Source organism: Stutzerimonas stutzeri (assembly GCF_000935215.1).
In the GTDB taxonomy this organism is placed as follows: domain Bacteria; phylum Pseudomonadota; class Gammaproteobacteria; order Pseudomonadales; family Pseudomonadaceae; genus Stutzerimonas.
Genome location: NZ_JXXD01000060.1, coordinates 1 through 13,915, shown reverse-complemented (window position 1 = coordinate 13,915; position 13,915 = coordinate 1). Strand labels below are relative to the sequence as shown.

15 protein-coding genes are annotated in these 13,915 nt (G+C 64.7%); 12 read left to right on the top strand and 3 right to left on the bottom strand.

Annotated features, from left to right (window positions below):
- The 7 genes from rsmB to LO50_RS07980 all read left to right on the top strand — a co-directional run.
- Window positions 1-839: 16S rRNA (cytosine(967)-C(5))-methyltransferase RsmB (gene rsmB, locus LO50_RS08010; RefSeq protein WP_044314650.1), on the top strand; the 839-nt coding region annotated here is incomplete at its 5' end.
- 75 nt (window positions 840-914) lie between these two features.
- Window positions 915-2,288: a Trk system potassium transporter TrkA gene (gene trkA, locus LO50_RS08005; protein ID WP_044314649.1), complete on the top strand. Its 1,374-nt coding sequence runs from the start codon at window positions 915-917 to the stop codon at window positions 2,286-2,288.
- 335 nt (window positions 2,289-2,623) lie between these two features.
- On the top strand, window positions 2,624-3,481 hold the full coding sequence (gene ehuB, locus LO50_RS08000; protein WP_023446435.1) for an ectoine/hydroxyectoine ABC transporter substrate-binding protein EhuB: 858 nt from the start codon (window positions 2,624-2,626) through the stop codon (window positions 3,479-3,481).
- A gap of 120 nt (window positions 3,482-3,601) precedes the next feature.
- Window positions 3,602-4,261 (top strand): ectoine/hydroxyectoine ABC transporter permease subunit EhuC, encoded by a 660-nt coding sequence (gene ehuC / locus LO50_RS07995; RefSeq protein ID WP_003284262.1) that lies wholly within the window; start codon window positions 3,602-3,604, stop codon window positions 4,259-4,261.
- The gene (gene ehuD / locus LO50_RS07990) at window positions 4,258-4,917 is read left to right on the top strand and encodes an ectoine/hydroxyectoine ABC transporter permease subunit EhuD (RefSeq protein ID WP_008569079.1); all 660 of its coding nucleotides are present in this window, start codon (window positions 4,258-4,260) and stop codon (window positions 4,915-4,917) included. The genes ehuC and ehuD overlap by 4 nt, the downstream gene beginning before the upstream one ends.
- Window positions 4,914-5,750, top strand: a complete 837-nt coding sequence (gene ehuA, locus LO50_RS07985) for an ectoine/hydroxyectoine ABC transporter ATP-binding protein EhuA (protein WP_041013091.1) — start codon at window positions 4,914-4,916, stop codon at window positions 5,748-5,750. The genes ehuD and ehuA overlap by 4 nt, the downstream gene beginning before the upstream one ends.
- A 145-nt stretch (window positions 5,751-5,895) precedes the next feature.
- Window positions 5,896-6,213 (top strand): tetratricopeptide repeat protein, encoded by a 318-nt coding sequence (locus LO50_RS07980; protein ID WP_015275042.1) that lies wholly within the window; start codon window positions 5,896-5,898, stop codon window positions 6,211-6,213.
- 13 nt (window positions 6,214-6,226) lie between these two features.
- Here the strand turns inward: LO50_RS07980 and LO50_RS07975 are convergent, their stop codons facing one another.
- The 3 genes from LO50_RS07975 to LO50_RS07965 form a co-directional block, all read right to left on the bottom strand.
- Window positions 6,227-6,487: a PilZ domain-containing protein gene (locus LO50_RS07975; protein ID WP_044314648.1), complete on the bottom strand. Its 261-nt coding sequence runs from the start codon at window positions 6,485-6,487 to the stop codon at window positions 6,227-6,229.
- A 33-nt stretch (window positions 6,488-6,520) separates the two neighbouring features.
- Window positions 6,521-7,408: a lysophospholipid acyltransferase gene (locus tag LO50_RS07970; RefSeq protein WP_044314647.1), complete on the bottom strand. Its 888-nt coding sequence runs from the start codon at window positions 7,406-7,408 to the stop codon at window positions 6,521-6,523.
- 111 nt (window positions 7,409-7,519) lie between these two features.
- Window positions 7,520-8,077 (bottom strand): DNA-3-methyladenine glycosylase I, encoded by a 558-nt coding sequence (locus LO50_RS07965; RefSeq protein ID WP_044314646.1) that lies wholly within the window; start codon window positions 8,075-8,077, stop codon window positions 7,520-7,522.
- Between the two features lie 107 nt (window positions 8,078-8,184).
- Here LO50_RS07965 and glyQ point away from each other — a divergent pair, with 107 nt between their 5' ends.
- The 5 genes from glyQ to LO50_RS07940 are packed head-to-tail and all read left to right on the top strand — an operon-like array spanning window position 8,185 to window position 13,893.
- Window positions 8,185-9,132, top strand: coding sequence for a glycine--tRNA ligase subunit alpha (glyQ, locus tag LO50_RS07960; RefSeq protein WP_003303728.1), 948 nt, complete (start codon window positions 8,185-8,187; stop codon window positions 9,130-9,132).
- Window positions 9,129-11,183 (top strand): glycine--tRNA ligase subunit beta, encoded by a 2,055-nt coding sequence (gene glyS, locus LO50_RS07955; protein WP_003303726.1) that lies wholly within the window; start codon window positions 9,129-9,131, stop codon window positions 11,181-11,183. Before glyQ ends, glyS begins: the two co-directional genes overlap by 4 nt.
- 4 nt (window positions 11,184-11,187) lie before the next feature.
- Window positions 11,188-11,730 carry a D-glycero-beta-D-manno-heptose 1,7-bisphosphate 7-phosphatase gene (gmhB, locus tag LO50_RS07950; RefSeq protein ID WP_003303724.1) on the top strand — a complete coding sequence of 181 codons (543 nt, stop codon included), beginning with the start codon at window positions 11,188-11,190 and terminating at the stop codon, window positions 11,728-11,730.
- Window positions 11,727-12,476, top strand: a complete 750-nt coding sequence (locus LO50_RS07945) for a lysophospholipid acyltransferase family protein (protein WP_003303723.1) — start codon at window positions 11,727-11,729, stop codon at window positions 12,474-12,476. Before gmhB ends, LO50_RS07945 begins: the two co-directional genes overlap by 4 nt.
- 46 nt (window positions 12,477-12,522) lie before the next feature.
- Window positions 12,523-13,893: a diguanylate cyclase gene (locus LO50_RS07940; protein ID WP_044314645.1), complete on the top strand. Its 1,371-nt coding sequence runs from the start codon at window positions 12,523-12,525 to the stop codon at window positions 13,891-13,893.
- The last annotated feature ends 22 nt before the right edge of the window (window positions 13,894-13,915 follow it).

The window sequence follows — 13,915 nt, the reverse complement described above, 5'->3', positions numbered from 1 at the left end:
GCGCGGCCAACAACGCGCACCCGCCGATGATGCTGCGGGTCAATCGCCGGCAGGTCAGCCGCGACGCCTATCTGGCTGAGTTGCAGGCCGCCGGAATCGACGCCCATTCGTGCGAGCTCAGCGAGGACGGCATTCGCCTGGCCGCGCCGTGCGACGTGCATCAGCTGCCCGGCTTTGCCGAAGGACGGGTCAGCGTGCAGGACGAGGCCGCACAGCTGGCCGCCGCGCTGCTCGACCTGGCGCCGGGCCAGCGCGTGCTGGACGCCTGCTGCGCACCGGGTGGCAAGACCTGCCATCTGCTCGAGCGCGAGCCACAGCTGGCCGAACTGGTTGCGCTGGATCTGGAACCCAAGCGATTGGTGCGCGTGCGGGAAAACCTCGAGCGCCTGCAGCTCAACGCCGAACTGGTCGCCGACGACGCCCGCGCCACCGAGCGCTGGTGGGACGGCAAGCCGTTCCAGCGCATCCTGCTCGACGCGCCCTGTTCGGCCACTGGCGTGATCCGCCGCCACCCGGACATCAAGTTGACACGCCAGGCCGATGACATCGCCCCCCTTGCCACGCTGCAGGGCGAGATGCTCGATGCGCTGTGGCCGACCCTCGACGTCGGCGGCGTCCTGCTCTATGCCACCTGCTCGGTGTTGCCGACCGAGAACCGCGAGGTGATCGGCGCCTTCCTCGAACGCACGCCCGGCGCCCGTGAGCTGGATCTGCCAGGCGGCTTCGGCCTGCAGCAGCCGCATGGTCGCCAGCTGCTGCCGCAGGAGAACGGCCACGACGGCTTCTACTATGCCAAGCTGATCAAGATCGCGGCCCAGCCACGTGGCGTCAGTGGCTGAGCCGAAACCCCGGCGCGGTGCGCGCGGGCCCAACATGGAAGCGGCGGCAAGCGTCCGCCTCTCAGGAGTGATCGCGTGAAGATCATCATTCTCGGCGCCGGCCAGGTCGGCGGTACCCTCGCCGAACACCTCGCCAGCGAAGCCAACGACATCACCGTGGTCGACACCGACGGCGACCGTCTGCGCGATCTCGGCGACCGACTCGACATCCGTACCATCCAGGGACGCGGCTCCTTCCCCACGGTCCTGCGCCAGGCCGGCGCAGACGACGCCGACATGCTGGTGGCGGTGACCAACAGCGACGAAACCAACATGGTCGCCTGCCAAGTCGCCTACACCCTGTTCCATACGCCGACCAAGATCGCCCGCGTGCGCGAAGCGGCCTATCTGGTGCGCTCCGGTTTGTTCGCCAACGAGGCGATCCCGGTCGATGTGCTGATCAGCCCGGAGCAGGTGGTCACCAACTACATCAAGCGCCTGATCGAGCATCCCGGCTCGCTGCAGGTGATCGACTTCGCCGAAGGCAAGGCGCAGCTGGTGGCGGTGCGCGCCTACTATGGCGGTCCGCTGGTCGGCCAGGAGCTGCGCCAGCTGCGCCGTCACATGCCCAACGTCGATACCCGCGTGGCCGCCATCTTCCGTCGCAACCAGGCCATCCTGCCCCGAGGCGACACGCTCATCGAGGCCGATGACGAGGTTTTCTTCATCGCCGCCAGGGGCCATATCCGCGCGGTGATGAGCGAAATGCGCCGGCTCGACGAGAACTACAAGCGCATCGTCATCGCCGGTGGCGGCCACATCGGCGAGCGGCTGGCCGAAGCGATCGAGAGCCGTTACCAGGTGAAGATCATCGAGATGAACCCGGCGCGCTGTCGCTACCTGTCGGACACGCTGGACAGCACGATCATCCTGCAGGGCAGCGCTTCCGACCGCGACCTGCTGGTCGAGGAGAACATCAGCGAGGCGGACGTGTTCCTCGCGCTGACCAACGACGACGAGGCCAACATCATGTCGTCGCTGCTGGCCAAGCGGCTGGGCGCGCGCAAGGTGATGTGCATCATCAACAACCCGGCCTACGTCGATCTGGTTCAGGGTGGCGAGATCGACATCGCCATCAGCCCGCAGCTCGCCACCATCGGTACCCTGCTGACCCACGTACGCCGCGGCGACATCGTCAGCGCCCACTCGCTGCGCCGTGGCGCGGCCGAAGCCATCGAGGTGATCGCCCACGGCGATCCGCGTTCGAGCAAGGTGATCGGGCGCCCCATCGAGCAGATCGCGCTGCCCCCGGGTACCACCATCGGCGCGGTGATTCGCGACGACCAGGTGCTGATCGCCCATGACGACACACGGATCGAGTCCGGCGATCACGTCATCCTGTTCCTCGTCGACAAGAAGCACATTCGCGACGTCGAGCGCCTGTTCCAGGCCGGCCTGACCTTCTTCTAGCGATCATTGCGACTGCATGGACGGCCCGCCACTCGGCGGGCCGTTTCGTTTTTTCAATTACCCACGACTCCCGGCCCGATCAGCTGGAATAGACGGCATTCCCTCCGATCGCCTCCATTCGATCCCGATGCCCTCCGATTTCCATTTTATGGCCAGCTTTTGTACCCTCCTGGCTTGCCGCCCGTGCGGCCTGACGATTGAGCCAAGCTATCGTCGCTCGGTTTCACCGCACCATTCGTCGTCAGAAGAGTCCCTAACTGAGCTCACGCAATTGCCCCTCCTAGACAAATAACGATCCGATTCCTCGGGTCTCTACAAGGAACAGGAGAAACTCCATGAGGAACAGCACCATCCCGACACGCTCCCGCCGGCTGCTGATCGGCTGCGCCGCCCTGGCCAGCATCGGTTTCGCCAGCCTGACCCAGGCCGATACCCTGGAAGACATCAAGGACAGCAGCAGCGTCCGCATCGGCTACGCCAATGAAACCCCCTTCGCCTATACCGCTCTCGACGGCAGTGTCACCGGCGAATCGCCAGAGATCGTGCGCAAGGTGTTCGAGCGCATGCAGATCGACACCATCAAACCGGTACTGACCGAGTGGGGCTCGCTGATCCCCGGCCTGCGCGCCGGGCGCTTCGACCTCATCGCAGCGGGCATGTACATCACCCCTGAACGCTGCAAGCAGGTGCTGTTCACCGATCCGCACTACCGCCTGCTCGACACCCTGCTGGTGGCCGAAGGCAACCCGAAGAACCTACGCAGCTACGAAGACATCGCCAACAACCCGGACGTGAAGATCGCCATCATGTCCGGCACGGTGAACCTCGGTTATGCGCGCAAGGCCGGCATCAAGGATTCGCAGATTCTGCAGGTCCCGGATACCACCTCGCAGCTGCAGGCCGTGCGCGGTGGTCGCGCCGATGCCGCCATCGGCACCCAGCTGACCATGAAGGGGCTGGCGGACAAGGCCGGTGACGATGTCGAGGCCATCGCCGACTTCAAGGACGATCCAGCCCGTGCCGGTTATGGCGCGCTGGCCTTCCGTCCGCAGGACAAGGCGCTGCGTGACGCGGTCAATGCCGAGCTCAAGCAGTGGCTGGGCAGCGAGGAGCATCTGAAGACCATCGAACCATTCGGCTTTGATCGCTCCAACATCACCGACAAGACTGCCGCCGAGCTCTGCGGCGCCTGAAGCCCGTCGGGGCGGCTGGTTGGCGCCGCCGACCGCTGTCCCGCCTGTGAACGCTGACCAAGGCTGCGCCGCTGTTTGCGCAGCCTCGCTCAGCGCTCCGGAAAACCGGATAGCGCCATCATGATCGAACTGCTTCCTCTGCTGCTGCAGGGTGCCTGGGTCACCGTGAAGGTGACCTTCTTCGGCTCACTGCTGGCCATCGCCTGCGCGCTGATCGCCGCGCTGGCGCGGCTTTCGCCGGTGGCGCCGTTGCGCTGGCTGGCCATCACCTACATCGAGGTCTTCCGCGGCTCGTCGCTGCTGGTGCAGCTGTTCTGGCTGTACTTCGTGCTGCCGATGCCACCGTTCAATGTCGAAATGAGCGCCTTCGCCGTGGCCGTGGTCGGCCTGGGTCTGAACATCGGCGCCTATGGGGCCGAGGTGCTGCGCGGCGCGATCCGCTCGGTACACCAGGGCCAGCACGAAGCCTGTCAGGCGCTGAACATGACGCCGCTGACACGCATGCGCCGAATCATCCTGCCGCAGGCGTTGCTCGCGGCAATTCCGCCCGGCACCAACCTGCTGATCGAGTTGCTGAAGAACACTTCGCTGGTGTCGCTGATCACCCTGTCGGATCTGGCCTTCCGCGCCCGCCAGCTGGATCAGGCGACGCTGATGACCATGGAGATCTTCGGCCTGGCGCTAGTGATCTACTTCGTCCTGGCCCAGGCGATCAACTTCGGCATGCGCCAGCTGGAACGCCGGCTGGCCCGCGGGCGGATGCGCGGAGGCCTGTCATGAATTTCTTCGACTGGCAGTTCGCCCGCGAGATCCTGCCGCGCCTGCTGGATGCCTCGCTGACCACCATCGGCATCGCCCTGGCCGGTTTCGCCATTGCCGTGGTGCTCGGTTTGTTCCTCGCCATTGGCCGCCGCAGCCGCCTACGCTGGCTATCCTGGCCGATCACCGGGCTGATCGAGTTCATCCGCAGCACACCGCTGCTGATTCAGGTGTACTTCCTGTTCTACGTGTTCCCCAACTACGGCCTCAATCTCAGCGCGATGCAGGCAGGCATCATCGGCATCGCCCTGCATTACGCCTGCTACACCGCCGAGGTGTACCGCGCCGGCCTGGATGCAGTGCCCCGTTCGCAATGGGAAGCCGTCACCGCACTGAACATGAAGCCCTGGACGGCCTACCGCGACGTGATCCTGCCGCAAGCGCTGCGTCCGGTGCTGCCGGCGCTGGGCAACTACCTGATCTCGATCCTCAAGGACACGCCAGTGCTGTCGGCGATCACCGTGGTGGAAATCATGCAGCGGGCCAAGAACATCGGCTCCGAGAGTTTCCGCTATCTGGAGCCGATCACCATGGTCGGCCTGTTCTTTCTCATTCTCAGCCTCGGCCTCGCCTGGTGCGTGCGCCGTCTGGAAAACCGCATGGAGCTGGCCCGATGAATACGCCGATGCAGTCCACGGACACCCTGAACCCGACGCCGCAACAGCCGGAGCAGGCGCAACCTTTGGTGCGCTTCGCCGGCGTGACCAAGCGCTACGGTGAACTGACCGTGCTCGACGGGCTCGACCTGCAGATCGAGGAAGGCGAGAAGGTCGCGATCATCGGCCCCAGCGGCTCGGGCAAATCCACCCTGTTGCGGGTGCTGATGACCCTGGAAGGCATTGACGAGGGCGTGATCGAGGTCGACGGCGAGCCGCTGACGCACATGCCCGACGCCAGCGGCCAGTTGGTCCCGGCCAATGCCCGTCACCTGCGACGTGTGCGTGGCAAGGTCGGCATGGTATTCCAGAGCTTCAACCTGTTCCCGCACATGAACGCGTTGCAGAACGTCATGGAAGCGCCGGTACAGGTGCTCGGGCTGAGCAAGCGCGAGGCCCGCGAGCGCGCAGAGGAGCTGCTGGCCATGGTCGGCCTGGAGGACAAGCTGGAGCACTTCCCGGCGCAACTCTCCGGCGGTCAGCAACAGCGCGTGGCGATTGCCCGCGCACTGGCGATGCGGCCGAAGGTGATGCTGTTCGACGAAGTGACCTCGGCGCTGGACCCGGAGCTCTGCGGCGAAGTGCTCAATGTCATCCGCCGCCTCGGCGAGGCGCACAACCTGACGATGCTGATGGTGACCCACCAGATGGGCTTTGCCCGTGAGTTCGCCGATCGCGTGTGCTTCTTCCATCAGGGCCGGATTCACGAACAGGGCAGCCCGGACGAGCTGTTCAACAACCCGCGCGAGGAACGCACCCGGGAGTTTCTCAGCGCGGTCAACGAGGCCCACTGAGCCGCTTGCAGCCCAGCCCACACGAAGACGGCGAAAGCCCCGCAACAGCTAAGACCAATGGCGTATGCTGCCGCTATTGCCCGCCGGCGGCGATGCACTAAAGTGAGGAAACGCCCCGGAGCGCTGCACCGAAAAGGTCTTCAAGATGCTCGAATCGCTGGAAAAGATGCTTTCCCAAGGCATGGACAATCCGATGCTGCGTTTCGGCCTCGGCAAGGGCTACATGGATGCCGGGCAGCCGGGGCGGGCGGCAGAGCACCTGCGCCGCTGCGTCGAACTCGATCCGAAATACTCCGCTGCCTGGAAACTGCTGGGCAAGGCGCTGCAGGCCGATGGCGACAAGCCCGGCGCCCATCAGGCGTGGGAGCGCGGAATCGCTGCGGCGAACGCCCAGGGTGACAAGCAGGCGGAAAAGGAAATGAGCGTATTCCTGCGCCGGCTCGACCGGCTGACGCCGGACTGACGCGCGCTCAGTCCTAGCGCACGAACTGCAGGCCGACCCCTTCGGCATCCACCCGCATCACCACCATTCGCAGTTCCGGCGCCGGAATCGGCAGGTCCTGGACCTGGCCGGTCACCTCGTCGCCGGGATGCAGCACCACCAGCTCCGGATGCCGGACGTAGACGCCACCATCGGATAGATCACGGGTCTGGGCGAAGACTTCGCCAAAGGCCGGATGCGCAATGCGGATGCGGCACTTCATGTTGGTACGCGGATGCTGTCTCTGGTTTTGCATGCGCTCGTCCCTGTTGTTGTTGTTTGAGCCTGATCAGTACCAGCGCTTCTCGCCGGCGGGGCGTTTCTTGAAGCGCTTCATGGTCCACATGTACTGGCTGGGATAGGCGCGCACATACTTCTCGATCATTGCGCTCATCGCCGCTACGCCAGTTTCCGCATCTTCGCTGTACATCCCTTCGGGCGCGGCCTCGAGGACGACTTTGTAGCCCGAACCGTCCTCCAGACGCAACGCATGAAGGAACACCCCAACCGCCTTGCCACCGGCGAGCATGCCGGGCACGAACTTGCTGGTCAGCGCCTGGGTGGCGAAGAAGGGCACGAAGATGCCACTGCCTTCGCTCGGCTCGGGGTCCGCCGGAATACCGACCGCACCACCGCGCCGAACCTCCTTGATGACGCTGAGAATGCCTTCCCTGGTCGAGGGCGCGACGCGATTGCCCAGCTGCACACGCTGTTGGCGCAGCAGATCGTCCACCGCCTTCAGTTTCGGCGGTCGGTAGAAGATGATCGGCTTGCATTGCGCGCAGTAGAAATGATTGAGCACTTCCCAATTGCCCAGGTGACTGGTGATGCCGACCACGCCCTTGCCCGAGGCCAGCGCCGCTTGCAGCACGTCCAGGCCTTCGACCTCGCGGACCAGCCTAAGGGTCTTTTCTGCCGGCCAGATCCAGGCGCAAGCGCTTTCGGTGAAGGTCATGCCGGTTTCGCGCAGGGTGCGGCCGAGCAGGGCGTCGAGCTGCGTCGGATCGAGCTCCGGAAAGCACTTCTGCAGATTGATCCGCGCCACCTCACGCGAACGATTCGGCAGCTTCCACATCAGCCAGCCGATCATCGAGCCCAGGCCCTGGACTATGCGCCAGGGCAGCCGAGCGAAGAGTCGCAGGGAGCCGACCACCAGGGCACCTTTGAGCTTTTCCAACGCCGCACTCCGAAATTTTTTCAGGTCACCTAGTCTACCTGCAACCGCGGTCAGCTTTCAGGCGCAGCCGCCGCAACGCCTTGCATCTTGGCAGCACAGCCCTGCGCCAGATCAATCGGCGCTGGCCAACTCGGCATAACGTTCGCAGTCGCTGAGGTGATCCATGACCAGGCCGCAGGCCTGCATGTAGGCATAGCAGATGGTCGGCCCGACGAAGCTGAAGCCAGCCTTCTTCAACGCACGGCTCATCGCCTCCGCCTCGGGCGAGACCGCCGGCACCTGGTCGAGGCGCTCGAAGCGGTTGATCTTCGGCACATCACCGACGAACGACCAGACGAACCCCGCCGGATCCTCCAGCTGCAACCAGGCACGCGCGTTGCTGCGCGCCGCCTCGAGCTTGCGCCGGTTGCGGATGATGCCGGGATCCTGCATGCGCTCGTCGATCTCGGCATCGCTCATGTGCGCCAGGCGCTCGGCATCGAAGCCGAACAGCACCTGCCGATAGCGCTCGCGCTTGCGCAATACGGTGATCCAGGAAAGCCCCGCCTGAAAGGCCTCGAGCAAGAGGAATTCGAACAGCACCTGCGGATCGCGGGCCGGTACGCCCCATTCGCGATCGTGGTAGTCGATGTACAGCGGGTCCGTGCCGCACCAGGCGCAACGTGGCATGTGGTCTCCTTGCGCAGGCCTCGTCCGATGGCCTAAACCATCGCAAGCGCAGCCATGCGGGGGGTATACTCCGAGGCTTTCTGTCGAAGCCCAGCACAGGTGAAATTTTGAGCCAGACTACGCCTGCCGTGCGCACCTTCCAAGACCTGATCCTCGCCCTGCAAAGCTACTGGGCCGAGCAGGGTTGCGTGGTCCTGCAGCCCTATGACATGGAAATGGGCGCCGGTACATTCCACACCGCCACCTTCCTGCGCGCCATCGGTCCCGAGACCTGGAACGCCGCCTATGTTCAGCCTTCGCGCCGTCCGGCCGACGGCCGCTACGGCGAGAACCCCAACCGCCTGCAGCACTACTACCAGTTCCAGGTCGTGCTCAAGCCCAACCCGGACAACATCCAGGACCTGTACCTGGAGTCGCTGCGCCGCATCGGCGTCGACACCTCGGTGCACGACGTACGTTTCGTCGAGGACAACTGGGAGTCGCCGACCCTCGGCGCCTGGGGTCTGGGCTGGGAAGTCTGGCTCAACGGCATGGAAGTCACCCAGTTCACCTACTTCCAGCAGGTCGGCGGCGTCGAGTGCTACCCGGTCACCGGCGAGATCACCTACGGGCTCGAGCGCCTGGCCATGTACCTGCAGGGTGTCGACTCGGTGTACGACCTGATCTGGGCCGATGGCCCGTTCGGCACCGTGACCTATGGCGACGTGTTCCACCAGAACGAGGTGGAGCAGTCGACCTACAACTTCGAGCACGCCAACGTGCCGAAGCTGTTTGAACTCTTCGATTTCTACGAGAGCGAAGCCAACCGCCTGATGACCGCCGAGCTGCCACTGCCGGCCTACGAGATGGTGGTCAAGGCCTCGCACACCTTCAACCTGCTCGATGCTCGGCGCGCCATCTCGGTGACCGCGCGCCAGCAGTACATCCTGCGCGTGCGCAGCCTGGCGCGCTCGATCGCCCAGAGCTACCTGCTGGCCCGGGCCAAACTCGGCTTCCCCATGGCCACCCCCGAACTGCGTGACGAAGTGCTGGCCAAGCTGGAGGCTGCAGAATGAGTGCACTGGATTTCCTCGTCGAACTGGGTACCGAAGAACTGCCACCGAAGGCGCTCGCCAAGCTGGCCGAAGCCTTCTGCGCCGGTATCGAGAAGGGTCTGAAGGACGCCGGCCTGGACTTCGTCAAGGCCCGCGCCTACGCCGCGCCGCGCCGCCTGGCGGTGCTGGTCGAGCAGCTGGCGACGCAGCAGCCCGATCGCAGCATCAACCTCGACGGCCCACCGCTGCAGGCGGCCTTCGACGCCGAAGGTGAGCCGACCCAGGCCGCGCTGGGTTTCGCCCGCAAGTGTGGCGTGGACCTGGCCGAGATCGATCGCAGCGGGCCGAAACTCAAGTTCAGCCGCACCATCGAGGGCCAGCCGGCCGCCCAACTGCTGCCAGGTATCGTCGAAGCCTCGCTGAACGACCTGCCGATTCCCAAGCGCATGCGCTGGGCCGCCCGCAAGGAAGAGTTCGTCCGCCCGACCCAGTGGCTGGTGATGCTGTTCGGTGAGCAGGTGATCGATTGCGAGATCCTCGCCCAGCGCGCCGGTCGCGAATCGCGCGGCCACCGCTTCCACAGTCCGGGCCAGGTGCACATTTCCAAGCCGTCCAGCTACCTGGAAGACCTGCGTGGCGCCCATGTGATCGCCGACTTCGCCGAGCGCCGCGAGCTGATCGCCAAGCGCGTCGAGCAGCTGGCTGGCGAGCAGAACGGCACGGCCATCGTGCCGCCGGCGCTGCTCGATGAAGTGACTGCACTGGTCGAGTGGCCGGTGCCGCTGGTCTGCTCGTTCGAGGAACGTTTCCTCGAAGTGCCGCAGGAAGCGCTGATCACCACCATGCAGGACAACCAGAAGTATTTCTGTCTGCTGGATGCCAACGGCAAACTGCTGCCGCGCTTCATCACCGTGGCCAACATCGAATCGAAGGACCCGGCGCAGATCGTCGCCGGCAACGAGAAGGTCGTGCGCCCGCGTCTGACCGACGCCGAGTTCTTCTTCAAGCAGGACAAGAAGCAGAAGCTCGACAGCTTCAACGAGCGTTTGAAGAACGTGGTGTTCCAGGCCCAGCTCGGCACCGTGTATGACAAGGCCGAACGCGTCTCGCGTCTGGCCGGGCTGATCGCCGAGCGCACCGGCGGCGACAAGCAGCGCGCCGCGCGCGCCGGCCTGCTCTGCAAGTGCGACCTTGCCACCGAAATGGTTGGCGAATTCCCGGAAATGCAGGGCATCGCCGGTTATTACTACGCGCTCAACGACGGCGAACCGCAAGACGTGGCGCTGGCGCTGAACGAGCAGTACATGCCGCGCGGCGCGGGCGGCGAACTGCCGAGCACACTCACTGGTGCGGCCGTGGCCGTGGCCGACAAGCTCGACACCCTGGTCGGGATCTTCGGCATCGGCATGCTGCCCACCGGTTCCAAGGACCCCTACGCCCTGCGCCGTGCCGCCCTCGGCGTGCTGCGCATCCTCATCGAGAAGCAACTGGACCTGGATTTGGTCGAGGCGGTGAACTTCGCCATCGGCCAGTTCGGTACGCAGGTCAAATCTGCCGGGCTTGCCGATCAGGTACTGGAATTCATCTTCGACCGCCTGCGCGCACGCTACGAGGACGAAGGCGTCGACGTCGCCGCCTACCTCTCGGTGCGTACCGTGCAGCCCGGTTCGGCGCTGGACTTCGATCAGCGCGTGCAGGCGGTGCAGGCGTTCCGCACATTGCCGGAAGCCGAGGCGCTGGCCGCCGCCAACAAGCGCGTCTCCAACCTGCTGAGCAAGTTCGAGGCGAAGCTGCCGGAAGCGGTTGAGCCGCGCTGGTTCGACAACGCCACCGAGTTCTCGCTGTATTCGGCGATCCAGCAGGCCGAGCAGGCCGTGCAGCCGCTCGCTGCCGCGCGCCAGTACCGCGAGGCGCTGGAGCGCCTGGCGCACCTGCGTGGCCCGGTTGATGCGTTCTTCGAGGCGGTGCTGGTGAATGCCGAGGATGCCTCGGTGCGTGCCAACCGTTATGCCTTGCTGGCCCGGCTGAGAGGATTGTTCCTTGGCGTTGCCGATATTTCCGCACTTGGCTAAGCCCGTGAAACTGATCGTGCTGGACCGCGACGGGGTGATCAACGAAGACTCCGACGAGTACGTCAAGTCGCTCGACGAGTGGATTCCGATCCCGGGCTCGCTGCAGGCGATCGCGCGGCTGTGCAAGGCCGGCTGGACGGTGGCGGTAGCCACCAACCAGTCCGGCGTGGCACGCGGCAAGTTCGACCTGAGCACCCTCGGCGACATGCATTTCAAGATGCAGCAGCTGGTGATGGAGCAGGGCGGGCGCATCGACCTGATCGTGCACTGCCCGCACGGTCCGGACGACGCTTGCGAGTGCCGCAAACCCAAGGCAGGAATGTTCCGCACTATCGCCGAGCATTTCGGCCTGGCAGACCTCAAGGGCGTGCCGGTGGTGGGCGACAGCCACCGCGACCTGCACGCCGGTATGCTGCTCGGCGGTTTGCCCTACCTGGTCAGGACCGGCAAGGGCTTGCGTACGCTGGAAGGCACCTTGCCGCCCGGTACGCAGGTCTTCGATGACCTCGCCGCCGTAGTCGATCATCTACTCGAGAGTTCTCGATGAGCCTCCTGTTCCCCGTTCGCATCGTCCTCTTCTATTTCCTGCTGGCCTTCACCGCGTTCGCTTGGTGCCTGGTCAGCCTGGTGTTTGCACCTTTCATGGCGTTTCGTGCCCGCTATCGCTTCGTGGTGCAGAACTGGTGCCGCTGCGCCGTCTGGCTTGGCAAGACACTCGTTGGCCTGCGCTATGAGGTGCATGGCGCGGAAAACGTGCCGGCACGTCCCTGCGTGATTCTCGCTAAGCATCAGAGCACTTGGGAGACCTTCTTCCTCTCAGCGTACTTCGAGCCGCTGACCCAGGTACTCAAGCGCGAGTTGCTGCGGGTACCGTTTTTTGGCTGGGCGATCATGCTGCTCAAGCCCATCGCCATCGACCGCGACAACCCGAAAGCGGCGCTGCGCCAGGTCGCCAAACAGGGCCACGAGCGCCTGGAGCAGGGCGCCTGGGTACTGATCTTCCCGGAGGGCACCCGCACGCCGGTGGGCCAACCGGCAAAGTTTTCCCGCAGCGGTGCGGCACTGGCGGTCAACGCCGGGCTACCAGTGTTGCCGATCGCCCATAACGCCGGCATGTTCTGGCCCAAGGCCGGCTGGGGCAAGCGCCCCGGCACCATTCAGGTGGTCATCGGGCCGCCGATGCTGGCCGAAAGCGAAGGCCCGCGCGTGGTGGCCGAACTCAACCAGCGCGCCGAAGACTGGGTCAACGCGCAGGTCAGCCAGCTCGAAGCACAGGGTCGCCCGACCTCCTGATCACCACCGGGGCGGCAGGGATGCCCGCCCATCCTAGCGAGTCCCTATGCAGCAAATACCCAACCACCAGCTGGTCGCCGAATGGCTGCGCCTGCTCGACGGCTACCCTGCCGAAGCGGCTGTCGCGCTGCAGGCCGTTGCCGAAGAGAAAAGCGCTGAGCTGGCCGAGCATTTCTATACGCAGATGCTTGCCGATCCTCATTCCGCCAGTTTCCTCTCCCACGAGCAGGTGAAGAACCGCCTCGGCAAATCGATGCAGAAGTGGATTGTCACCGTCTGCTCCGCGACCGCTCACAGCGACCTCGATGCCGTGGTCGATCTGCAGCGCAAGGTTGGTGACATCCATGCCCGTATCGAGATTCCGGTCAGCCTGGTGCTGCGCGGCTCCCGTTCGCTCAAGGGCCGTCTGCGCCAGTTGCTGGAACAGCGCGAGCTCGACGAGCCCGTGCGGCGCAAAGCCGCCCGGATGGGCGCGGACCTGATTGATCTGGCGGTGGAGATCATCTGCTTCGCCTACTCCCAGTCCCACGATCGCAACTCCCGCGCCGAGGAAGCCTATCGGCTGTTCTCCGTCTCGCAGAACATCGGCGTCGAGAAGGAACGTCAGCGCGCGGCACTACTCGATTGGGAAAATCAGCTGATGTTCGACCTGGCGATCGGCAACCTGACCGGTGCACTACCTGAGCTGGCGGGTTCCGAGTTCGGTTTGTGGTTCCGTCACAAGGCTTCCCATGCTTTCCAGGGCTCACCGGAGAGCGCCAGTATCCTCGACTACATCAAACGTATCGACCAGGAGCTCAAAACGATCGCTGCGGTGCAGGAAGCTGGAGAGCGCCTGACAATGCTGCACCAGATCCGCGAGCAGACCCGCTCGATCAAGTTTCTGCTCGACAGCCTGTTCGAGCAGGCCAACGACCTGGAGGCCGGCCGTGATGTGCTGACGCGCCTGCTTAATCGCAAATTCCTGCCGGTGGTGATGGCCAAGGAAGTGCTCTATGCGCGCCAGTCGAACAACACCTTCGGCGTGCTCGCCATTGATGTCGACCACTTCAAACGCATCAACGACACCTATGGACACGACGGAGGCGATCAGATCCTGCAGCAGGTGGGTGCACTGCTGGCCAGCAACACGCGCGGCGGTGACTATGCCTTCCGCTTGGGCGGCGAAGAGTTCCTGCTGGTGCTGGTGGACATCGATGCCAACAAAGCGCTGGCGGCGGCAGAAAAGCTGCGCGAAAGCATCGCCCGCGAGCATTTCCGTCTACCCAACGGCGAGGTACTACAGGTGACCGTCAGCATCGGCATGGCTGTGCACGATGGCCATCCAGATTATGAGCGCCTCTTGCAGCAGGCCGATCAGGCGCTGTACGAGGCCAAGAACGGCGGGCGCAACCGCTGCGCGTTGCATCAGGGCTGACCGGAACACACTGGCGGGACAA

Excerpts from the sequence above, each read along its gene's own strand:
- LO50_RS07980 (WP_015275042.1), top strand. The coding sequence starts at position 5,896 with ATGCTCGAATCGCTGGAAAAGATGCTTTCCCAAGGCATGGACAATCCG.
- ehuB (WP_023446435.1), top strand. The coding sequence starts at position 2,624 with ATGAGGAACAGCACCATCCCGACACGCTCCCGCCGGCTGCTGATCGGC.
- LO50_RS07975 (WP_044314648.1), bottom strand. The coding sequence starts at position 6,487 with ATGCAAAACCAGAGACAGCATCCGCGTACCAACATGAAGTGCCGCATC.
- ehuC (WP_003284262.1), top strand. The coding sequence starts at position 3,602 with ATGATCGAACTGCTTCCTCTGCTGCTGCAGGGTGCCTGGGTCACCGTG.
- LO50_RS07965 (WP_044314646.1), bottom strand. The coding sequence starts at position 8,077 with ATGCCACGTTGCGCCTGGTGCGGCACGGACCCGCTGTACATCGACTAC.
- LO50_RS07945 (WP_003303723.1), top strand. The coding sequence starts at position 11,727 with ATGAGCCTCCTGTTCCCCGTTCGCATCGTCCTCTTCTATTTCCTGCTG.
- glyS (WP_003303726.1), top strand. The coding sequence starts at position 9,129 with ATGAGTGCACTGGATTTCCTCGTCGAACTGGGTACCGAAGAACTGCCA.
- ehuA (WP_041013091.1), top strand. The coding sequence starts at position 4,914 with ATGAATACGCCGATGCAGTCCACGGACACCCTGAACCCGACGCCGCAA.
- LO50_RS07940 (WP_044314645.1), top strand. The coding sequence starts at position 12,523 with ATGCAGCAAATACCCAACCACCAGCTGGTCGCCGAATGGCTGCGCCTG.
- ehuD (WP_008569079.1), top strand. The coding sequence starts at position 4,258 with ATGAATTTCTTCGACTGGCAGTTCGCCCGCGAGATCCTGCCGCGCCTG.